Origin of the sequence: Pseudomonas sp. NBRC 111139, from assembly GCF_001753955.1 — a bacterium.
GTDB lineage: Bacteria > Pseudomonadota > Gammaproteobacteria > Pseudomonadales > Pseudomonadaceae > Aquipseudomonas > Aquipseudomonas alloputida.
In genome coordinates this window covers 23,985-40,331 of sequence record NZ_BCBP01000030.1, presented here as the reverse complement: position 1 = coordinate 40,331, position 16,347 = coordinate 23,985, and the positions used below count along the sequence as shown (strand labels likewise).

The following is a 16,347-nucleotide window of genomic DNA, read 5'->3' as shown; positions in this document are numbered from 1 at the left end:
AGAGCCACCCTTGAGGAGACGACTCCAATGAGCCTTAACATTTTCTGGTTCCTCCCAACCCACGGTGACGGCAAGTACCTGGGCACTTCCGAAGGCGCACGTGCGGTCGACCACGGTTACCTGCAGCAGATCGCGCAGGCCGCCGACCGCCTTGGTTTTGGTGGGGTGCTGATCCCGACCGGGCGTTCCTGCGAGGACTCCTGGCTGGTGGCCGCGTCGCTGATCCCCGTGACCCAGCGCCTGAAGTTCCTTGTAGCCCTGCGTCCGGGCATCATTTCACCGACCGTGGCAGCACGCCAGGCGGCCACCCTCGATCGCTTGTCCAATGGCCGTGCGCTATTCAACCTGGTGACCGGTGGTGATCCGGACGAGCTGGCGGGTGATGGCCTGCACCTGAACCACCAGGAGCGCTACGAAGCTTCGGTCGAGTTCACCCGTATCTGGCGCAAGGTGCTGGAAGGCGAAAACGTCGATTACGACGGTAAGCACATCCAGGTAAAGGGCGCCAAGCTGCTCTACCCGCCGATTCAGCAACCACGCCCACCGCTGTATTTCGGCGGCTCCTCCGAGGCCGCTCAGGACCTGGCGGCCGAACAGGTCGAGCTGTACCTGACCTGGGGCGAGCCACCGGCAGCCGTTGCCGAGAAGATCGCACAGGTGCGCGAAAAAGCGGCTGCTCAAGGGCGCGAAGTACGCTTCGGTATCCGCCTGCACGTGATCGTGCGGGAAACCAACGAAGAGGCTTGGGCCGCTGCCGAACGCCTGATCTCGCACCTGGACGATGACACCATCTCCCGCGCCCAGGCCTCGCTGGCGCGTTTCGATTCGGTGGGCCAGCAACGCATGGCCGCGCTGCACGGCGGCAACCGCGACAACCTGGAAGTCAGCCCCAACCTGTGGGCAGGTGTTGGCCTGGTACGTGGCGGGGCGGGCACCGCACTGGTGGGCGATGGCCCCACCGTGGCAGCACGGGTTAAGGAATATGCCGACTTGGGTATCGATACCTTCATCTTCTCGGGTTATCCACACCTGGAAGAGTCTTACCGCGTGGCGGAGCTGCTGTTCCCGCACCTTGATGTGCAGCGCCCAGAGCAGCCGAAAACCGGTGGTTATGTAAGCCCGTTCGGCGAAATGGTGGCCAACGACATCCTGCCCAAATCTGTGTCGCAGAGCTGAGGGCCTGGCCATGAGTCGTGCAACTTCTTCGAACCTGACCCAGCGCCTGGCGCCGTGGGCGCTGCCGGTGCTGCTGTTGGCCATATGGCAACTGGCCGTCAGCGCTGGCTGGCTGTCGACGCGTATCCTGCCGGCACCTAGCGCAGTGGTAAGCGCGGGCGTCGAACTGGTGCGCAGCGGCGAAATCTGGACCCACCTGGCCATCAGCGGCTGGCGTGCAGGCCTGGGCTTTGTCATCGGCGGCAGCATCGGCCTGGTACTGGGCTTCATCACCGGCTTGTCGAATTGGGGTGAACGCCTGCTCGACAGCTCGGTACAGATGATCCGCAACGTGCCGCACCTTGCGCTCATACCGCTGGTGATTCTGTGGTTCGGTATCGACGAGTCGGCAAAGATCTTTCTGGTCGCGCTGGGCACGTTGTTCCCGATCTACCTGAACACCTACCACGGCATTCGCAACGTTGACCCAGCGTTGGTGGAAATGGCGCGCAGTTACGGCTTGTCCGGCTTCGGCCTGTTCCGCCAGGTGATCCTGCCGGGGGCGCTGCCTTCGATCCTGGTGGGTGTGCGTTTCGCCCTGGGCTTCATGTGGCTGACGCTGATTGTTGCCGAAACCATTTCGGCCAACGCTGGCATCGGTTACCTGGCAATGAATGCTCGCGAATTTCTTCAAACCGACGTGGTAGTGCTGGCCATCGTCCTGTATGCCGTACTCGGCAAGCTTGCCGACCTTGCGGCCCGGGGCCTGGAGCGCGTGTGGTTGCGCTGGCACCCGGCCTATCAAGTTGCCAGGAAGGAGGGCGCATGACCGTGCTCAAGGAACAGCCGCCACGCCTGCTGCGTGGCACCCCGCTGGCCTCCAAGGGCCTGCGCAAGACTTTTGGTCAACGCGAAGTTCTGAAGGGTATCGACCTGCACATTCCGGCCGGCCAGTTCGTGGCCATCGTCGGCCGCAGCGGCTGCGGCAAGAGCACTTTGCTGCGGCTGCTGGCCGGGCTGGACCAGCCCACCGCCGGGCAACTACTGGCGGGTGCCGCGCCGCTGGAAGAGGCCCGTGAAGAAACCCGCCTGATGTTCCAGGACGCGCGGCTGCTGCCGTGGAAGAAGGTGATCGACAACGTTGGCCTTGGGCTGTCTGGTGACTGGCGACAGCGTGCGCTGGAGGCCTTGGATGCGGTTGGCCTGGCCGACCGCGCCAACGAATGGCCGGCAGCGCTCTCGGGAGGCCAGAAGCAGCGCGTGGCTTTGGCCCGAGCCTTGATTCACCAGCCCCGCCTGCTGCTGCTGGACGAGCCACTGGGGGCGCTGGATGCATTGACCCGCATCGAGATGCAGCAACTGATCGAACGCCTGTGGCGTCAGCACGGCTTCACTGTGCTGCTGGTCACCCACGACGTCAGCGAGGCGGTTGCCGTGGCTGACCGGGTGATCCTGATTGAGGACGGCGAGGTCGGGCTCGACCTCACTGTTGACCTGGCACGGCCCCGGGCGCGTGGTTCGCACCGTCTGGCCGCGCTGGAAAGCGAAGTGCTCAACCGTGTTCTGTCCACCCCGGGCACTGCGCCCGAGCCGGATCCTGTAGCCCCTCTGCCCACGCAACTGCGCTGGGCGCACTGAATCTCAAAAGCCAAAAGGAAGCAAACCATGACTATCAAAGCCATCAATGTTCGCAACCAGTTCAAAGGTACTGTGAAAGAAATCCTCGAAGGCCCGGTACTGTCGGAAATCGACGTGCAGACGGCTTCGGGTATCGTCACTTCGGTGATTACCACCCGTTCCGTGCGTGAGCTGGAGTTGCAGGTGGGCAGTGAAGTGATTGCCTTTGTGAAGTCGACTGAAGTGTCTATCGCCAAGCTGTGATGCGGCGGGTCGATATTGGGGCTGCTTTGCAGCCCTTCGCGGGTGAACCCGCTCCTACGTCGACCGCGCACCAGCAAACCTCAGGGTTAACGCGGGGCGTGTAGGAGCGGGTTCACCCGCGAAGGGCGCGCAACGCGGCCCCACGATTCAGCGGGAACGCTTGGCCAGAAACGGCGGCAGGTACAACCCTAGATACGCCTCGAACACCCGCTTGCCTTCCTCGGCCATGCGCAGGGTGATCGCCTCGTGCAACTGCACTGACCGCGCATACACCCGGTCGCTCAATTCCATGGCCAAGGCAAACACGTCCACATCCAGTGGCATCACCGGCAGGTGAAAATGCTGGTCGAACAACGTGTGCATCAAGTCGCCCAGTTCCATGTCGTGCTGCCGGTCGGCCTGCACCACCTCGCTCAGGCCATGCTGCGCCAGGATCAACTGCCGCGCCGCTGCATCCTCGTTATAGATATCAAGCATGCGTTGTTCGATCAGCCGTGACAGTTCGTGCCAGGTGCTGAGCGCGCTGCTGTCGATCGGTGCGCTCAGGGCTTCGCGAAACGCCCGGTGCACATCTGCAGTAAGTGCCTCCAGCAAGGCCGGCACGCTGGCGAAAAAGTGATACACCGACGAAGGCGGAATCTGCGCCCGCTCGGCCACGCTGTAGATAGAAAGTGCTGCCACCCCTTGCTCGGCCAACAGCTCACGCGCAGCCGCCAGGATCGCCTCGATCCTGGCCTGGCTGCTGGCGCGCGGTTTGCGCGGGGTGGCGGTGCGGTTCATCAGCTGCTGATTGCCAGGATGCTGGCCTGGTAGGCGCCGACGAACAGGTCGAAATCACCGACTTCGTCTCGCTCCAGCTCGGACTGCCTGGCGAGCGACTCTCGGGCCAGCGTCTCGAATGCTTGCTGCTTTTCGTTGCTTAGCGGTTGCTCGCGGAAAGTCTCGGCGTGCACACGGCTCTGGCGCAGCGAGAACTGGACGAAACTCTCGTCATGCTCGGTCATGCGTGCCAGCACCTGGGCCGACGGGGTCAGCGAGGTGTCGTCGACCTTGGCCTGCTGCGCATCCAGGGCCTTGGCGTGCTCATCAGAACCTTGCGCCTGGTCGAGCAGATTGGCCAATTGGCGGATACGCTCGATCAGCTCGCTGGCCCAGTCTTTCAGGCTGATCGGCTGGCCATTGCGGTGCAACTCCAGGCCCGGACGACGACCTTCCTTGACCACGGTCAGGAAGTTGCTGGTGCACTGGCCGCACTCACCGTTGTCCAGTTGCGGGCTGTCTTCCAAGGCGCAGAACAGCAGGAATGCGTCGAGGAAGCGCGCCTCGGTCAGGTCGATACCGACCGGCAGGAACGGGTTGATGTCCAGGCAACGCACTTCCACATACTGCACGCCCCGCGAGGTCAGAGCCTGGATCGGCCGCTCGCCGGTGTAGGTGACGCGCTTGGGGCGGATGTTCGAGTAGTACTCGTTTTCGATCTGCAGAATGTTGGTGTTCAGCTGAACCCACTCGCCATCCACATGCGTGCCGATTTCAACGTAAGGCGGGTAGGGCGTGCCAACGGCCTTGCGCAGGCTGTCGGTGTAGCTGGCCAGGTTGTTGTAGCAGGGCGTCAGGCCGGCCTGGGCGTTGCTCTGGTAACCCAGGTCGCTCATGCGCAGGCTGGTGGCATAAGGCAGGAACAGGGTTTCGGCATCCAGCTCTTCGAGCTGGTGCGGGCGGCCACGCAGGAAGCCTTTGTCCAGGGCCGGCGAGGCGCCGAACAGGTACATCAGCAGCCAGCTGTAGCGGCGGAAGTTACGAATCAGCGCGATGTAGGCCGACGACTGGTAGTCGCGGTCATTTTCCGTACTGCCTTCGGCTTCGCGCAGCAGTGGCCAAAGCGCTTCGGGCAGCGAGAAGTTGTAATGAATACCGGCGATGCACTGCATGGTGCGGCCGTAACGCAGGGCCAGGCCCTTGCGGTAGACGTGTTTGAGCTTGCCGATATTCGAGCTGCCGTACTCGGCGATCGGGATGTCCTCCTCGGCCGGCAGCGTGCACGGCATCGACGGGCTCCACAGGTATTCGTCGCCCAGCTTGCTGTAGACGAAACGGTGGGTCTCTTCGAGGCTTTCGAGCACCTTGGCCGGATCGGCCAGGGCCGGGGTGATGAACTCCAGCAGCGACTCGGAATAGTCGGTGGTGATCTGCTCGTTGGTCAGCGCCGATCCCAGTGCTTCCGGGTGCGGGGTCTGGGCCAGGCGACCTTCATCGGTCACGCGCAGGCATTCGCGCTCAATACCGTGCAGGCACTGCTTGAGCAGGGGGAGATTGGCGCCGAGCAGGCTCAGGCGGCGGTTGAGGAGTTCGCTCAAGATGTATTCCTTCACGCGTCAGTCGCCCCAATATGGGGGTAGAGATAACGGTCTACAAGGGTAGGAAGAAAGGAACTGGCGTTGTCGCCTGGTTTACGCGGTTCCAGCAGTGCCAGCGCACTGCTGAAAATACCGCAGATACTGCTTGGTGAGCTAGAGAACCGCGAAGGTTCCTTGCGCTTTGGCCACCAGCTTGTCGCCCTGAACTACGTCGGCGTCGACCACCAGGGTGCGCCGCCCGGCGTGCAGCACGCGGGCGGTGCACAGCACTTCGCCGTCGCTGACGGCACGCATGTAGTTGATCTTGCACTCGATGGTGACGCTTTGCTGGTCAAAGCCATGGCTGGCCGAGCAGGCCAGGCCCATGGCGATATCCACCAGGCTGAAGATCGCCCCGCCGTGCAGCTTCTGGCCACGGTTGCGCAACTGGGGCTCCAGCGCCAGGGCTACCTCGGCAACACCTGTGTCCAGGTGTTGCAGGCGGCAGCCCAGCAGTTGGCTGAAGGCGCTTTCGACGTATTCGCGTGGTACGTCCATTACTTCTTCTTCAATTGCTTGGCGTTGGCGAACAGCGAGGCCATGGCATTGTTGGCCGGCGCAGCCGTGGCGGTTTCACGCTGGCGCGGAGCCTGCTGCTGGCGGCTGCCACCATTGCCGCGGTTACCACCGCGGTTGCCTTCGACCTTCTCGCCCGGGGTGTCGCTCATGCGCATGGACAGGCCGACGCGTTTGCGCGGGATGTCCACTTCCATGACCTTGACCTTGACCACATCGCCGGCCTTGACCGCTTCACGCGGGTCTTTGACGAACTTCTCCGACAGCGCCGAGATATGCACCAGGCCATCCTGGTGCACGCCGATGTCGACGAAGGCACCGAAGTTGGTAACGTTGGTCACCACGCCTTCGAGGATCATGCCCGGTTCCAGGTCCTTGAGGTCTTCGACGCCGTCCTGGAAGGTGGCGGTCTTGAACTCCGGACGCGGGTCGCGGCCGGGCTTGTCCAGCTCTTGCAGGATGTCGGTGACAGTTGGCAGGCCGAAGGTTTCGTCGGTGAACTTTTTCGGGTCCAGGCGCTTGAGGAAGCTGCTGTCACCAATCAGCGAGCGGATGTCGCGGTCGGTATCGGCAGCAATGCGCTGCACCAGCGGGTAAGCCTCAGGGTGCACCGCAGAGGCGTCCAGCGGGTTGTCGCCGTTCATCACACGCAGGAAGCCGGCGGCCTGCTCGAAGGTTTTCTCACCCAGGCGGCTAACCTTTTTCAGCGCTGCACGGGTGGCAAACGGACCATTGGCATCGCGGTGGGCGACGATGTTCTGTGCCAGCGTGGCATTGAGGCCGGAGATGCGCGTCAGCAGCGCCACCGAAGCGGTGTTCACGTCCACGCCCACGGCGTTCACACAGTCCTCGACCACCGCGTCCAGGCCACGTGCCAGTTTCAGCTGGGACACGTCGTGCTGGTACTGGCCGACACCGATGGATTTCGGATCGATCTTCACCAGTTCGGCCAGCGGATCCTGCAGGCGACGGGCGATCGACACGGCGCCGCGGATCGACACGTCCAGGTCCGGGAACTCGCGGGCGGCCAGTTCCGATGCCGAGTACACCGAAGCACCGGCTTCGGAGACCATGATCTTGGTGATTTTCAGGGCTGGATATTTCTTGACCAGCTCGGCCACCAGCTTGTCGCTTTCGCGGCTGGCGGTACCGTTGCCGATGGCGATCAGCTCCACCGAGTGTTTGGCGCACAGTGCGGCCATGATGGAAATGGTGCGGTCCCAGTCGTTCTTCGGCGCGTGCGGGTAGACCGTGGTGTGGTCCAGCAGCTTGCCGGTTGCGTCGACCACGGCGATCTTGCAGCCCGTACGCAGGCCTGGGTCGAAGCCCAGGGTGGCGCGGGGGCCGGCCGGGGCGGCCAGCAGCAGATCGTGCAGGTTGTGGGCGAACACGTTGATCGCCTCGCCTTCGGCATTGTCACGCAGCTCGCCGAACAGGTCGGTCTCCAGGTGGGTGTACAGCTTGACCTTCCAGGTCCAGCGCACCACTTCTCCCAGCCACTTGTCGGCGGGTCGGCTGCGGTTTTCGATGCCGACGTGGTTGCCGATCATCAGTTCGCACGGGTGCAGGGTGCCGGGCAGTTCTTCGCCGACCTTCAGCGAGACGCTCAACACGCCTTCGTTGCGCCCGCGGAAGATCGCCAGGGCACGGTGCGATGGCGCAGTACGCAGCAGCTCGTCATGAGCGAAGTAGTCGCGGAACTTGGCGCCTTCTTCTTCCTTGCCAGCCACGACGCGGGCGCTGAGCACGGCTTCCTGCTTGAGATAGCTGCGCAGCTTGTCGAGCAGGGCGGCGTCTTCGGCAAAGCGCTCCATCAGGATGTATTTGGCGCCTTCCAGCGCGGCCTTGACGTCGGCCACGCCCTTTTCGACGTTGACGAAGCGTGCGGCTTCGCTTTCCGGGGCCAGGGTCGGGTCGTTGAACAGGCCATCGGCCAGTTCGCCGAGGCCGGCTTCCAGGGCGATCTGGCCCTTGGTGCGGCGTTTCTGCTTGTAGGGCAGGTAAAGGTCTTCGAGGCGGGTCTTGGTGTCGGCCAGCTTGATCTCGCGGGCCAGTTCCGGGGTCAGCTTGCCCTGTTCCTCGATGCTGGAAAGGATGCTGGCGCGGCGCTCGTCGAGTTCGCGCAGGTAGCGCAGGCGCTCTTCCAGGTGGCGCAACTGAGTGTCGTCAAGGCTACCGGTCACTTCCTTGCGGTAGCGGGCGATGAAGGGCACGGTCGAGCCTTCGTCCAACAGGCTCACGGCCGCCTCGACCTGCTGCGGGCGTACGCCCAGTTCCTCGGCGATACGGCTGTTGATGCTGTCCATGTAAACCACCTGACATTTGTGAATACGGGGGTCGCCTGTGGGCTTTTTGCCCGGCGGCGCTGGATGAAAGCCGCGCATTATACCCATCGCAAACGGCTTGCGGTGATGGCGCCCGGCCAGCCGGAACTGGCGCCGGGGGAAAAATCTGCTAACAATGCTCACGCAACGTGCAGCAATGGCTACGCCATAATGCGCGGCGATATCAGAGGAGTTATTCATGACCGGCACGCCAAACACCGCTGAAGGTGACAAGATTCTCATCGTCGACGACGATCCGGGGCTTAGCAGCCTGCTGGAACGTTTCTTCACCAGCAAGGGCTACCGTGCCCGTGCAGTGCCCAACACCGAGCAGATGGATCGCCTGCTGCAGCGCGAGGTGTTCAACCTGGTGGTGCTCGACCTGATGCTGCCAGGCGAGGATGGTCTGTCCGCCTGCAAGCGCCTGCGCCAGCAGAACAACCAGATCCCGATCATCATGCTGACCGCCAAGGGCGACGAGCTCAGCCGCATCAAGGGCCTGGAGCTGGGCGCCGACGACTACCTGGGCAAACCGTTCAACCCGGACGAACTGATGGCCCGGGTCAAGGCGGTGCTGCGTCGCCAGGCGCCGAGCGTGCCGGGAGCGCCGGGCAGCGAAGACGAGTCGGTCACCTTTGGCGACTATGAGCTGTCGCTGGCCACCCGCGAGCTCAAGCGCGGCAACGAAGTGCACATGCTCACCACCGGCGAGTTCGCCGTGCTCAAGGCCCTGGTGATGCACGCCCGGGAGCCGTTGACCCGCGACAAGCTGATGAACCTGGCGCGCGGCCGCGAATGGGATGCGCTGGAGCGCTCCATCGATGTGCAGATCTCACGCCTGCGTCGCATGATCGAGCCGGACCCGTCCAAGCCGCGTTACATCCAGACCGTCTGGGGCGTCGGCTACGTGTTCGTACCGGACGGAAACGCCGGAAAATGATGCCTGAACGTCGATGAAAACACCGCTCTGGTTTCCGCAAAGTTTCTTCGCCCGCACCCTGTGGCTGGTGTTGATCGTCGTTCTGTTCTCCAAGGCGCTGACCCTGGTCTACCTGCTGATGAACGAGGACGTGCTGGTCGACCGTCAGTACAGCCATGGTGTAGCGCTGACCTTGCGCGCCTATTGGGCCGCCGACGAAGAAAACCGCGACAAGATCGCCGAGGCGGCAGGCCTTATCCGGGTGACCGGCTCGGGTGTGCCCGAAGGCGAGCAGCATTGGCCCTACAGTGAAATCTACCAACGGCAGATGCAGGCCGAGCTGGGTGACGACACCGAAGTGCGGCTGCGCATTCATGCACCGCCCGCGTTGTGGGTCAATGCGCCAAGCCTGGGGCCGGGTTGGCTGAAAGTGCCGCTGTACCCGCACCCATTGCGTGGGCAGAAGATCTGGAACGTGCTGGGCTGGTTCCTGGCCATTGGCTTGTTGTCCACAGCATCGGCGTGGATTTTTGTGCGTCAGCTCAACCAGCCGCTCAAACGCTTGGTGTTCGCCGCCCGCCAGCTTGGCCAGGGGCGCAGTGTGCGCCTGCCGATCAGCGATACCCCCAGCGAGATGACCGAGGTGTACAAGGCGTTCAACCAGATGGCCGAGGATGTCGAGCAGGCCGGGCGCGAGCGCGAGTTGATGCTGGCCGGGGTTTCCCACGACTTGCGCACGCCACTGACGCGCCTGCGTCTGTCGCTGTCCTTGCTGAACAGCGACAACGAGCTGAGCGATGACATGGTTCGCGATATCGAGGACATGGACGCGATTCTCGATCAGTTCCTGGCCTTCATCCGCGATGGCCGCGACGAGCCGGTGGAGGAGGTCGACCTTGCTGACTTGGTGCGTGAGGTGGTGGCTCCGTACAACCAGCCGGAAGAGCGTGTGCGCCTGTGCCTGGAGCCGATTCCACCGTTCCCGCTGCGCCGGGTTTCGCTCAAGCGCATGCTGGGCAACCTGATCGGCAACGCCCTGCACCATGCTGGCAAGGGGGTCGAGGTGGCTGCCTATGTATCAGGTGATGAGAGTGCGCCGTATGTGGTGCTCAGTGTGCTGGACCGGGGCACCGGTATTGACGAGTCGGAGCTGGAAACCATTTTCAACCCGTTCATTCGCGGTGACCGGGCGCGGGGCGGCAAGGGCACCGGGTTGGGGTTGGCGATCGTGAAGCGGATTGCTGCGCAACATGGCGGGAACGTGGAGTTGCGTAACCGGTCTGGCGGCGGGATCGAGGCGCGGGTCAGGTTGCCGCTGGGGCTGCTGCTGCCGCGTAATGCTGTGTGAGGCTCACTGGCCTCTTCGCGGTTAAAGTCGCTCCTACAGGGATTGTGCAGTACCTGTGGCAGCGGCTTAGCCGCGAAGAGGCGGGCACAGGCTTGAATCAGCCTTTGCCCTTGGTCCGGGTCTGATTGGGCCCGCCATTCTTCTCCAGGTGCTCGATGATCATCCCGGCGACGTTCTTGCCGGTGGTGACTTCAATGCCCTCCAGCCCTGGCGACGAGTTTACCTCCATCACCAACGGCCCGTGGTTGGAACGCAGGATATCCACACCCGCCACGCTCAACCCCATCACCTTGGCCGCCCGGATGGCGGTGATGCGCTCTTCTGGGGTGATTTTTATCAGGCTGGCGACGCCACCCCGGTGCAGGTTGGAGCGGAACTCGCCCGGTTTGGCCTGACGCTTCATCGAGGCAATCACTTTGTCGCCTACCACGAAGCATCGGATATCTGCGCCACCGGCCTCCTTGATGTACTCCTGCACCATGATGTTCTGCTTGAGGCCCATGAACGCTTCGATCACCGACTCGGCCGCCTGGGGCGTTTCGCACAGCACCACGCCAATGCCCTGGGTGCCTTCCAGTACCTTGATCACCAGCGGGGCACCGTTGACCATCTGGATCAAGTCGGGGATGTCATCCGGCGAGTGGGCGAAACCGGTGATCGGCAAGCCGATGCCGCGCCGCGACAACAGCTGCAACGAGCGCAGCTTGTCGCGCGAGCGGGCAATGGCTACCGACTCGTTGAGCGGGTAGACGCCCATCATTTCGAACTGGCGCAGCACCGCGCAGCCATAGAACGTAACCGAAGCACCTATGCGCGGGATCACGGCATCGAAGCCTTCCAGCGGCTTGCCGCGGTAGTGGATCTGCGGCTTGTGGCTGGCAATGTTCATGTATGCCCGCAGGGTATCGATCACCACCATTTCGTGGCCACGCTGGGTACCGGCTTCGACCAGGCGGCGGGTGGAATACAGACGCGGATTGCGCGACAGCACAGCGATCTTCATGCAGCACCTGTGACAGGGGAAAGGGTGGCCGGGAAGGCCGGTTTGTCTTGTACGTATTTCAGGCCTGGGTTCACTACCAGCTGGCCGTGAATCAGGGCCTTGGAGCCAAGCAACAGGCGGTAGCGCATGTTCTTGCGGCAGGCCAGGGTGAACTCCACCTCCCACACACCATCACCCAGCGCCAGTGACGTGCGGATGACGTAGCGGGTCTGGGCGTGGCCGTTGGAGCTTTTGATGGTCTTCATCGTCACCAACGGTGCCTCGCAGCGGCGGTGGCGCAACTGCACCACCGAGCCCAGGTGCGCAGTGAAGCGAACCCAGGGCTGGCCGTCGCGCTCGAAGGGTTCCACTTCGGTGGCATGCAGGCTCGACGTGCTGGCACCGGTGTCGATCTTGGCGCGCAGCCCGGCCACGCCGAGGTCAGGCAGGGCGACCCACTCGCGCAGGCCGATCACAGTCAAATGGTCAAATGTCTTCACGAAGCGCACCCTGCGAATGAGGTGGAGAACTTTAAGCACGGCGGGGACTTTTTGCATCCGTATGTGAAGGTAGTACAGTTCGATGAAAGACAGAATCCGAGGTAACGGGATGGCACAAAAAGCCGAAGACGACGACAAGGTTCGCCTGGACAAATGGTTGTGGGCGGCGCGCTTCTACAAGACGCGAGCGCTGGCCAAGGCGGCGATCGAGAGTGGCAAGGTGCATTGCCGGGGCGAGCGTTGCAAGCCGGGCAAAGAGCCGCGGGTGGGCGACGAGTTCGTACTGCGTACCGGCTTCGATGAGCGCACGGTGGTGGTGAAGGCGCTGTCGGTGGTGCGTCGTGGTGCCCCAGAGGCGCAGGCGTTGTACGAGGAAACCGAAGAAAGTGTGCGTCGCCGTGAACAGGCGGCTGAGATGCGTAAGGCCGGGGCCATGGGCGTGACCACCGATGGCCGGCCGACCAAGAAGCAGCGGCGGCAGATTCACCAGCTGCATGGAAGTTACGATTGAATGGGGCTGCTGCGCAGCCCCAGGAATCTAGCGCAACACCGCCATTCGTCCGACCAGCGGTAACGTGGACAGCAGCTTGAACAACGGCGCTGTCCAGCGCATCAACGCCTCGCTGCCTTTGGCCGCCAGGGGCGTGTAGTAGCTCCAGCCCAACGCCAGTACGGCCATCAGCAAGCCGCCGATGTAGTCGTCCTGCCCCCAGTGGGCACCGGCCACCAGGCGCGGCAGCATGAACAGCGCTGCGAGCCCCCAGACCACCAGGTATTGCATAAGGCGGCGGCTGAACACGCTCATGAACAGCGCCCAGATCAGCAGCACCGAGGCGTGATCACCCGGGAAACTTTTGCTGGAACGGTCCTTGAGTTCCCAGGCCGCCTCCAGGGTCGGGTAATAGTCACTCAGGTGCACGACGTCGTCGAAGATCATCGATGGGCTCTTGTGTTGCCACCCGGCTGCATCCACCCACTTGGAAAACAGCGCGCGAATCACCACTAAGAGGAGTAGCGTGACCAGAAAGCCGAAAAATGCCTGGCGAACCTGAGCGGCCTTGAACACCCAGTCACCACGAATGAGCACAGCGAGCAGGATCAGGCCGACGACGATGTCGAACGGGCGTAGGCTGCCGATGGTCCAGATGTAGCGCCAGGTGGTGCTATCGGCCAGCGGCGCGTTCAGGCTGCGGAACAGCCACTCGTCGAAAGTCAGGCACAGGATCTGGCCAAAAGGCCATAACCAGAAACACAGTAGAGCGATGGGAAGCAGCGTACAGGCTGCCAATGGCCCCCAGGACCACCTTGCTTGGAACAGTGGTCGATTGTCCATAAAATACCTCTATTGCAAACAGGAATCGGAGCGCCTTGTGAGCGCTCTGTCACGGGTTCTCGCCGATTCTCGACAACCCTTGTAACCATTTTGTCATCATTTTTTAGATAGCCGAAACCTATGAGCGATTTGCCTGATACAGATTTCACCCAACGTTTCCTCTTCGACGAGCGCGATGTGCGCGGCGAGTGGGTGTCTCTCGATGACAGCTACGCCGCGGTGTTGGCGCGTCATGAGTACCCCCAGCCGGTCAAGGTGCTGCTCGGTGAGTTGATGGCCGCCACCGCCTTGCTGGTGGGTGCGATGAAGTTCGATGGCTTGCTGATTCTGCAGGCGCGTTCGGCTGGGCCGATTCCGCTGCTGATGGTGGAATGCTCCAGCGACCGCGAGATCCGCGGCATGGCCCGCTACGAAGCGGACCAGATTTCGGCTGATGCCACCCTGTCGCAGCTGATGCCCGACGGCCACCTGACCCTGACCATCGACCCGGTCAAGGGCCAGCGCTATCAGGGGACCGTCGACCTCGATGGCGCCAACCTGTCGGAATGTTTCACCAGCTACTTCGTCCAGTCGCAGCAGCTCAATACCCGTTTCTGGCTCAATGCCGCAGGCGGCAAGGCCCGTGGGCTGTTGCTGCAGCAACTGCCGCGTGATCGCCAGCCGGATGATGAAGAGCGCGAAGACAGCTGGCAGCACGTGGTGGCCCTGGCCAAGACGCTCAAGCCTGAAGAGTGGACAGAGGGCAACGAAACCCTGCTGCACCGCCTGTACCACGAAGACGCCGTGCGCCTGTTCGATATCCAGCCACTGCGCTTCAATTGCAGCTGTTCGCGGGAACGCTCCGGCAATGCGCTGGTCAGTCTGGGCGAACACGACGCCAAGGCGCTGGTGGACGAATGTGGCGGGACGGTAGAGATCGATTGCCAGTTCTGCAACGAGCGCTACTTCTTCGATGCCAGCGATGTGGCGCAACTGTTTGCGGGTGGCGGTACTGACGTGGCCTCAGAAACTCGTCACTGAAACGTTAAATCACAGGATAATCTCCTGTCGAATTGCGCAAAAGCGCAGTTCTGACAGGAGGGGCCTACTTTTTTTGGGCGTTTCTGGCATAATCCGGCCACTTTTTTCGCTGTAGTAGTTTTTTCAAGACAACTACAAAACGTTTGGAGCACTCGGCCTCGGGCCGGATGGGGTATCTCATGACGCAAGCCAACAACACCGTGTACACCGACCTGAGCGTCGATGAGCTGGTAAAAGAAGCGCTGCAACGCGGTGAAGGCGTACTAGCCGATACTGGCGCACTGGTCGTGGAGACTGGTCACCGTACTGGCCGCTCGCCGGCTGACCGTTTCATCGTCGAAGAACCTTCCACCCAGGACGCCATTTCCTGGGGCCCGATCAACCGCAAGTTCCCGGCTGACAAGTTCGATGCCCTGTGGGCTCGCGTCGAGGCGTTCAACAACGCCCAGGATCACTTCGTTTCCTATGTTCACGTAGGGGCCGCAGCCGAGCACTACCTGCCGGTGAAGATGACCACCCAGACTGCCTGGCAGAACCTGTTCGGTCGTTGCCTGTTCATCAACCCGGAGCAGTTCAACCCGGCTGGCCGCGACCAGTGGCAGATCCTCAACGTCGCCAACTTCGTGTGCGAGCCTGAGCGTGACGGCACCAACTCCGACGGTTGCGTGATCATCAACTTCGCCCAGAAGAAAGTGCTGATCGCTGGCATGCGCTACGCCGGCGAAATGAAGAAAGCCATGTTCTCGGTGCAGAACTTCCTGCTGCCGGCTGCCGACGTACTGCCAATGCACTGCGCAGCCAACATCGGCGAAGAAGGCGATGTGACCTTGTTCTTCGGCCTGTCCGGCACTGGCAAGACCACCCTTTCGGCTGACGAAAGCCGTTACCTGATCGGTGACGACGAGCACGGTTGGGGCGAAGGCGTAGTCTTCAACATGGAAGGCGGCTGCTACGCCAAGTGCATCGACTTGTCCGAAAAGAACGAGCCGGTCATCTGGAAAGCCATCAAGCACGGGGCAGTACTGGAAAACGTCGTTCTCGACGCCAACAAGCACGCCGATTACACCGACGTCAGCCTGACTCAGAACAGCCGTGCGGCCTACCCGCTGGAGCACGTTGCCAAGCGTTCGGAAGCGAACCTGGGCGGCGAGCCTAACGCAGTGATCTTCCTCACCTGCGACCTGACAGGTGTTCTGCCTCCGGTTTCGATCCTGAACAACGAGCAGGCGGCCTACCACTTCCTGTCCGGCTACACCGCGCTGGTCGGTTCCACTGAAATGGGCTCGGGCGGCGGCATCAAGTCGACCTTCTCCACCTGCTTCGGCGCACCGTTCTTCCCGCGTCCGGCTGGCGAGTACGCTGAGCTGCTGATCAAGCGTATCAATGGTTTCAACTCCAAGGTCTACCTGGTCAACACCGGCTGGACTGGTGGTGGCTACGGCGTTGGCAAGCGCTTCAGCATCCCCACTACCCGTGCCGTGATCGCTGCCATCCAGAGCGGCGCATTGGTCGGTGCCGAAACCGAGCACCTGGACATCATCAACCTGGACGTGCCGAAGGCCGTTCCGGGCGTTGAAACCGAACTGCTCAACCCGCGCACCAACTGGGCTGACAAAGCGGCCTACGACGAGGCTGCCAAAGGTCTGGCCAAGCTGTTCATCGAAAACTTCAAGAAGTTCGAAGTTTCCGACGCCATCAAAGCCGCTGGCCCGCAGCTGTAAGCCGAGCCCAGCCGCAACGAGAAAGCCGCCCCCAGGGGCGGCTTTTTTGTGGATGCGGGCTTGCCCGCGAAAGGGCCGGACCTGCTGGCCAATTTCCACCCGTGGTTCACCGTCGCAGCCGCCATCGTATTCGCGGGTAAACCCGCTCCTACATACTGATTGGTGGTGAGCGCAGGCCGTCGTGTAGGAGCGGGTTTACCCGCGAAAGGGCCGGACCTGCTGGCCAATTTCCACCCGTGGTTCACCGTCGCA

16 protein-coding genes are annotated in these 16,347 nt (G+C 62.4%); 9 read left to right on the top strand and 7 right to left on the bottom strand.

Annotated features, from left to right (window positions below; all coding sequences use genetic code 11):
* Positions 1-27: 27 nt before the first annotated feature.
* The 4 genes from ssuD to BJQ17_RS11580 are packed head-to-tail and all read left to right on the top strand — an operon-like array spanning position 28 to position 3,036.
* Positions 28-1,176, top strand: a complete 1,149-nt coding sequence (ssuD, locus tag BJQ17_RS11595) for an FMNH2-dependent alkanesulfonate monooxygenase (protein WP_004576374.1) — start codon at positions 28-30, stop codon at positions 1,174-1,176.
* Positions 1,177-1,186: 10 nt separating this feature from the next.
* The gene (gene ssuC, locus BJQ17_RS11590) at positions 1,187-1,984 is read left to right on the top strand and encodes an aliphatic sulfonate ABC transporter permease SsuC (protein ID WP_003255831.1); all 798 of its coding nucleotides are present in this window, start codon (positions 1,187-1,189) and stop codon (positions 1,982-1,984) included.
* Positions 1,981-2,793 carry an aliphatic sulfonates ABC transporter ATP-binding protein gene (ssuB, locus tag BJQ17_RS11585; protein ID WP_003255830.1) on the top strand — a complete coding sequence of 271 codons (813 nt, stop codon included), beginning with the start codon at positions 1,981-1,983 and terminating at the stop codon, positions 2,791-2,793. The genes ssuC and ssuB overlap by 4 nt, the downstream gene beginning before the upstream one ends.
* 27 nt (positions 2,794-2,820) lie before the next feature.
* The gene (locus BJQ17_RS11580) at positions 2,821-3,036 is read left to right on the top strand and encodes a molybdopterin-binding protein (protein WP_003255829.1); all 216 of its coding nucleotides are present in this window, start codon (positions 2,821-2,823) and stop codon (positions 3,034-3,036) included.
* 147 nt (positions 3,037-3,183) lie between these two features.
* On the opposite strand, the gene BJQ17_RS11575 is transcribed toward BJQ17_RS11580, so the two are convergent.
* From BJQ17_RS11575 to BJQ17_RS11560, 4 genes are all read right to left on the bottom strand, one after another.
* Entirely contained in the window at positions 3,184-3,816 is a 633-nt protein-coding gene (locus BJQ17_RS11575) for a TetR/AcrR family transcriptional regulator (protein ID WP_070096094.1), read from the bottom strand.
* Positions 3,816-5,393, bottom strand: a complete 1,578-nt coding sequence (gene gshA, locus BJQ17_RS11570) for a glutamate--cysteine ligase (RefSeq protein ID WP_029611781.1) — start codon at positions 5,391-5,393, stop codon at positions 3,816-3,818. The genes BJQ17_RS11575 and gshA overlap by 1 nt, the downstream gene beginning before the upstream one ends.
* 153 nt (positions 5,394-5,546) lie before the next feature.
* Positions 5,547-5,930, bottom strand: coding sequence for a PaaI family thioesterase (locus BJQ17_RS11565; protein WP_003255824.1), 384 nt, complete (start codon positions 5,928-5,930; stop codon positions 5,547-5,549).
* Positions 5,930-8,254 carry a Tex family protein gene (locus tag BJQ17_RS11560; protein ID WP_004576371.1) on the bottom strand — a complete coding sequence of 775 codons (2,325 nt, stop codon included), beginning with the start codon at positions 8,252-8,254 and terminating at the stop codon, positions 5,930-5,932. The genes BJQ17_RS11565 and BJQ17_RS11560 overlap by 1 nt, the downstream gene beginning before the upstream one ends.
* 217 nt (positions 8,255-8,471) lie before the next feature.
* Between BJQ17_RS11560 and ompR the strand changes: the two genes are divergently transcribed.
* Together ompR and BJQ17_RS11550 are read left to right on the top strand one after the other, a co-directional pair.
* Positions 8,472-9,212 carry a two-component system response regulator OmpR gene (gene ompR, locus BJQ17_RS11555; RefSeq protein ID WP_003255821.1) on the top strand — a complete coding sequence of 247 codons (741 nt, stop codon included), beginning with the start codon at positions 8,472-8,474 and terminating at the stop codon, positions 9,210-9,212.
* Positions 9,213-9,225: 13 nt separating this feature from the next.
* Positions 9,226-10,539, top strand: coding sequence for an ATP-binding protein (locus tag BJQ17_RS11550; protein WP_003255819.1), 1,314 nt, complete (start codon positions 9,226-9,228; stop codon positions 10,537-10,539).
* A gap of 97 nt (positions 10,540-10,636) precedes the next feature.
* On the opposite strand, the gene rimK is transcribed toward BJQ17_RS11550, so the two are convergent.
* On the bottom strand, positions 10,637-11,542 hold the full coding sequence (gene rimK / locus BJQ17_RS11545; RefSeq protein WP_003255817.1) for a 30S ribosomal protein S6--L-glutamate ligase: 906 nt from the start codon (positions 11,540-11,542) through the stop codon (positions 10,637-10,639).
* Positions 11,539-12,021, bottom strand: a complete 483-nt coding sequence (locus BJQ17_RS11540; protein WP_004576370.1) for an ATP-dependent zinc protease — start codon at positions 12,019-12,021, stop codon at positions 11,539-11,541. Before BJQ17_RS11540 ends, rimK begins: the two co-directional genes overlap by 4 nt.
* Positions 12,022-12,130: 109 nt before the next feature.
* Between BJQ17_RS11540 and BJQ17_RS11535 the strand changes: the two genes are divergently transcribed.
* A complete protein-coding gene (locus BJQ17_RS11535; RefSeq protein WP_003255812.1) occupies positions 12,131-12,532 on the top strand; it encodes an RNA-binding S4 domain-containing protein in 402 nt (133 codons plus the stop codon).
* Between the two features lie 27 nt (positions 12,533-12,559).
* Here BJQ17_RS11535 and BJQ17_RS11530 read toward each other — a convergent pair whose 3' ends face one another.
* The gene (locus BJQ17_RS11530) at positions 12,560-13,354 is read right to left on the bottom strand and encodes a phosphatase PAP2 family protein (RefSeq protein ID WP_070096093.1); all 795 of its coding nucleotides are present in this window, start codon (positions 13,352-13,354) and stop codon (positions 12,560-12,562) included.
* A 120-nt stretch (positions 13,355-13,474) separates the two neighbouring features.
* On the opposite strand from BJQ17_RS11530, the gene hslO reads away from it, so the two are divergent.
* Both hslO and BJQ17_RS11520 read left to right on the top strand, forming a co-directional pair.
* Positions 13,475-14,374: an Hsp33 family molecular chaperone HslO gene (hslO, locus tag BJQ17_RS11525; protein WP_003255808.1), complete on the top strand. Its 900-nt coding sequence runs from the start codon at positions 13,475-13,477 to the stop codon at positions 14,372-14,374.
* A 179-nt stretch (positions 14,375-14,553) separates the two neighbouring features.
* Positions 14,554-16,095, top strand: coding sequence for a phosphoenolpyruvate carboxykinase (locus tag BJQ17_RS11520; protein WP_003255806.1), 1,542 nt, complete (start codon positions 14,554-14,556; stop codon positions 16,093-16,095).
* Positions 16,096-16,347 lie beyond the last annotated feature (252 nt).

Coding starts and splice junctions, on each gene's coding strand:
- ssuD (WP_004576374.1), top strand. CDS start 28: ATGAGCCTTAACATTTTCTGGTTCCTCCCAACCCACGGTGACGGCAAG.
- ssuC (WP_003255831.1), top strand. CDS start 1,187: ATGAGTCGTGCAACTTCTTCGAACCTGACCCAGCGCCTGGCGCCGTGG.
- ssuB (WP_003255830.1), top strand. CDS start 1,981: ATGACCGTGCTCAAGGAACAGCCGCCACGCCTGCTGCGTGGCACCCCG.
- BJQ17_RS11580 (WP_003255829.1), top strand. CDS start 2,821: ATGACTATCAAAGCCATCAATGTTCGCAACCAGTTCAAAGGTACTGTG.
- BJQ17_RS11575 (WP_070096094.1), bottom strand. CDS start 3,816: ATGAACCGCACCGCCACCCCGCGCAAACCGCGCGCCAGCAGCCAGGCC.
- BJQ17_RS11565 (WP_003255824.1), bottom strand. CDS start 5,930: ATGGACGTACCACGCGAATACGTCGAAAGCGCCTTCAGCCAACTGCTG.
- BJQ17_RS11560 (WP_004576371.1), bottom strand. CDS start 8,254: ATGGACAGCATCAACAGCCGTATCGCCGAGGAACTGGGCGTACGCCCG.
- ompR (WP_003255821.1), top strand. CDS start 8,472: ATGACCGGCACGCCAAACACCGCTGAAGGTGACAAGATTCTCATCGTC.
- BJQ17_RS11550 (WP_003255819.1), top strand. CDS start 9,226: ATGAAAACACCGCTCTGGTTTCCGCAAAGTTTCTTCGCCCGCACCCTG.
- rimK (WP_003255817.1), bottom strand. CDS start 11,542: ATGAAGATCGCTGTGCTGTCGCGCAATCCGCGTCTGTATTCCACCCGC.
- BJQ17_RS11535 (WP_003255812.1), top strand. CDS start 12,131: ATGGCACAAAAAGCCGAAGACGACGACAAGGTTCGCCTGGACAAATGG.
- BJQ17_RS11530 (WP_070096093.1), bottom strand. CDS start 13,354: ATGGACAATCGACCACTGTTCCAAGCAAGGTGGTCCTGGGGGCCATTG.
- hslO (WP_003255808.1), top strand. CDS start 13,475: ATGAGCGATTTGCCTGATACAGATTTCACCCAACGTTTCCTCTTCGAC.
- BJQ17_RS11520 (WP_003255806.1), top strand. CDS start 14,554: ATGACGCAAGCCAACAACACCGTGTACACCGACCTGAGCGTCGATGAG.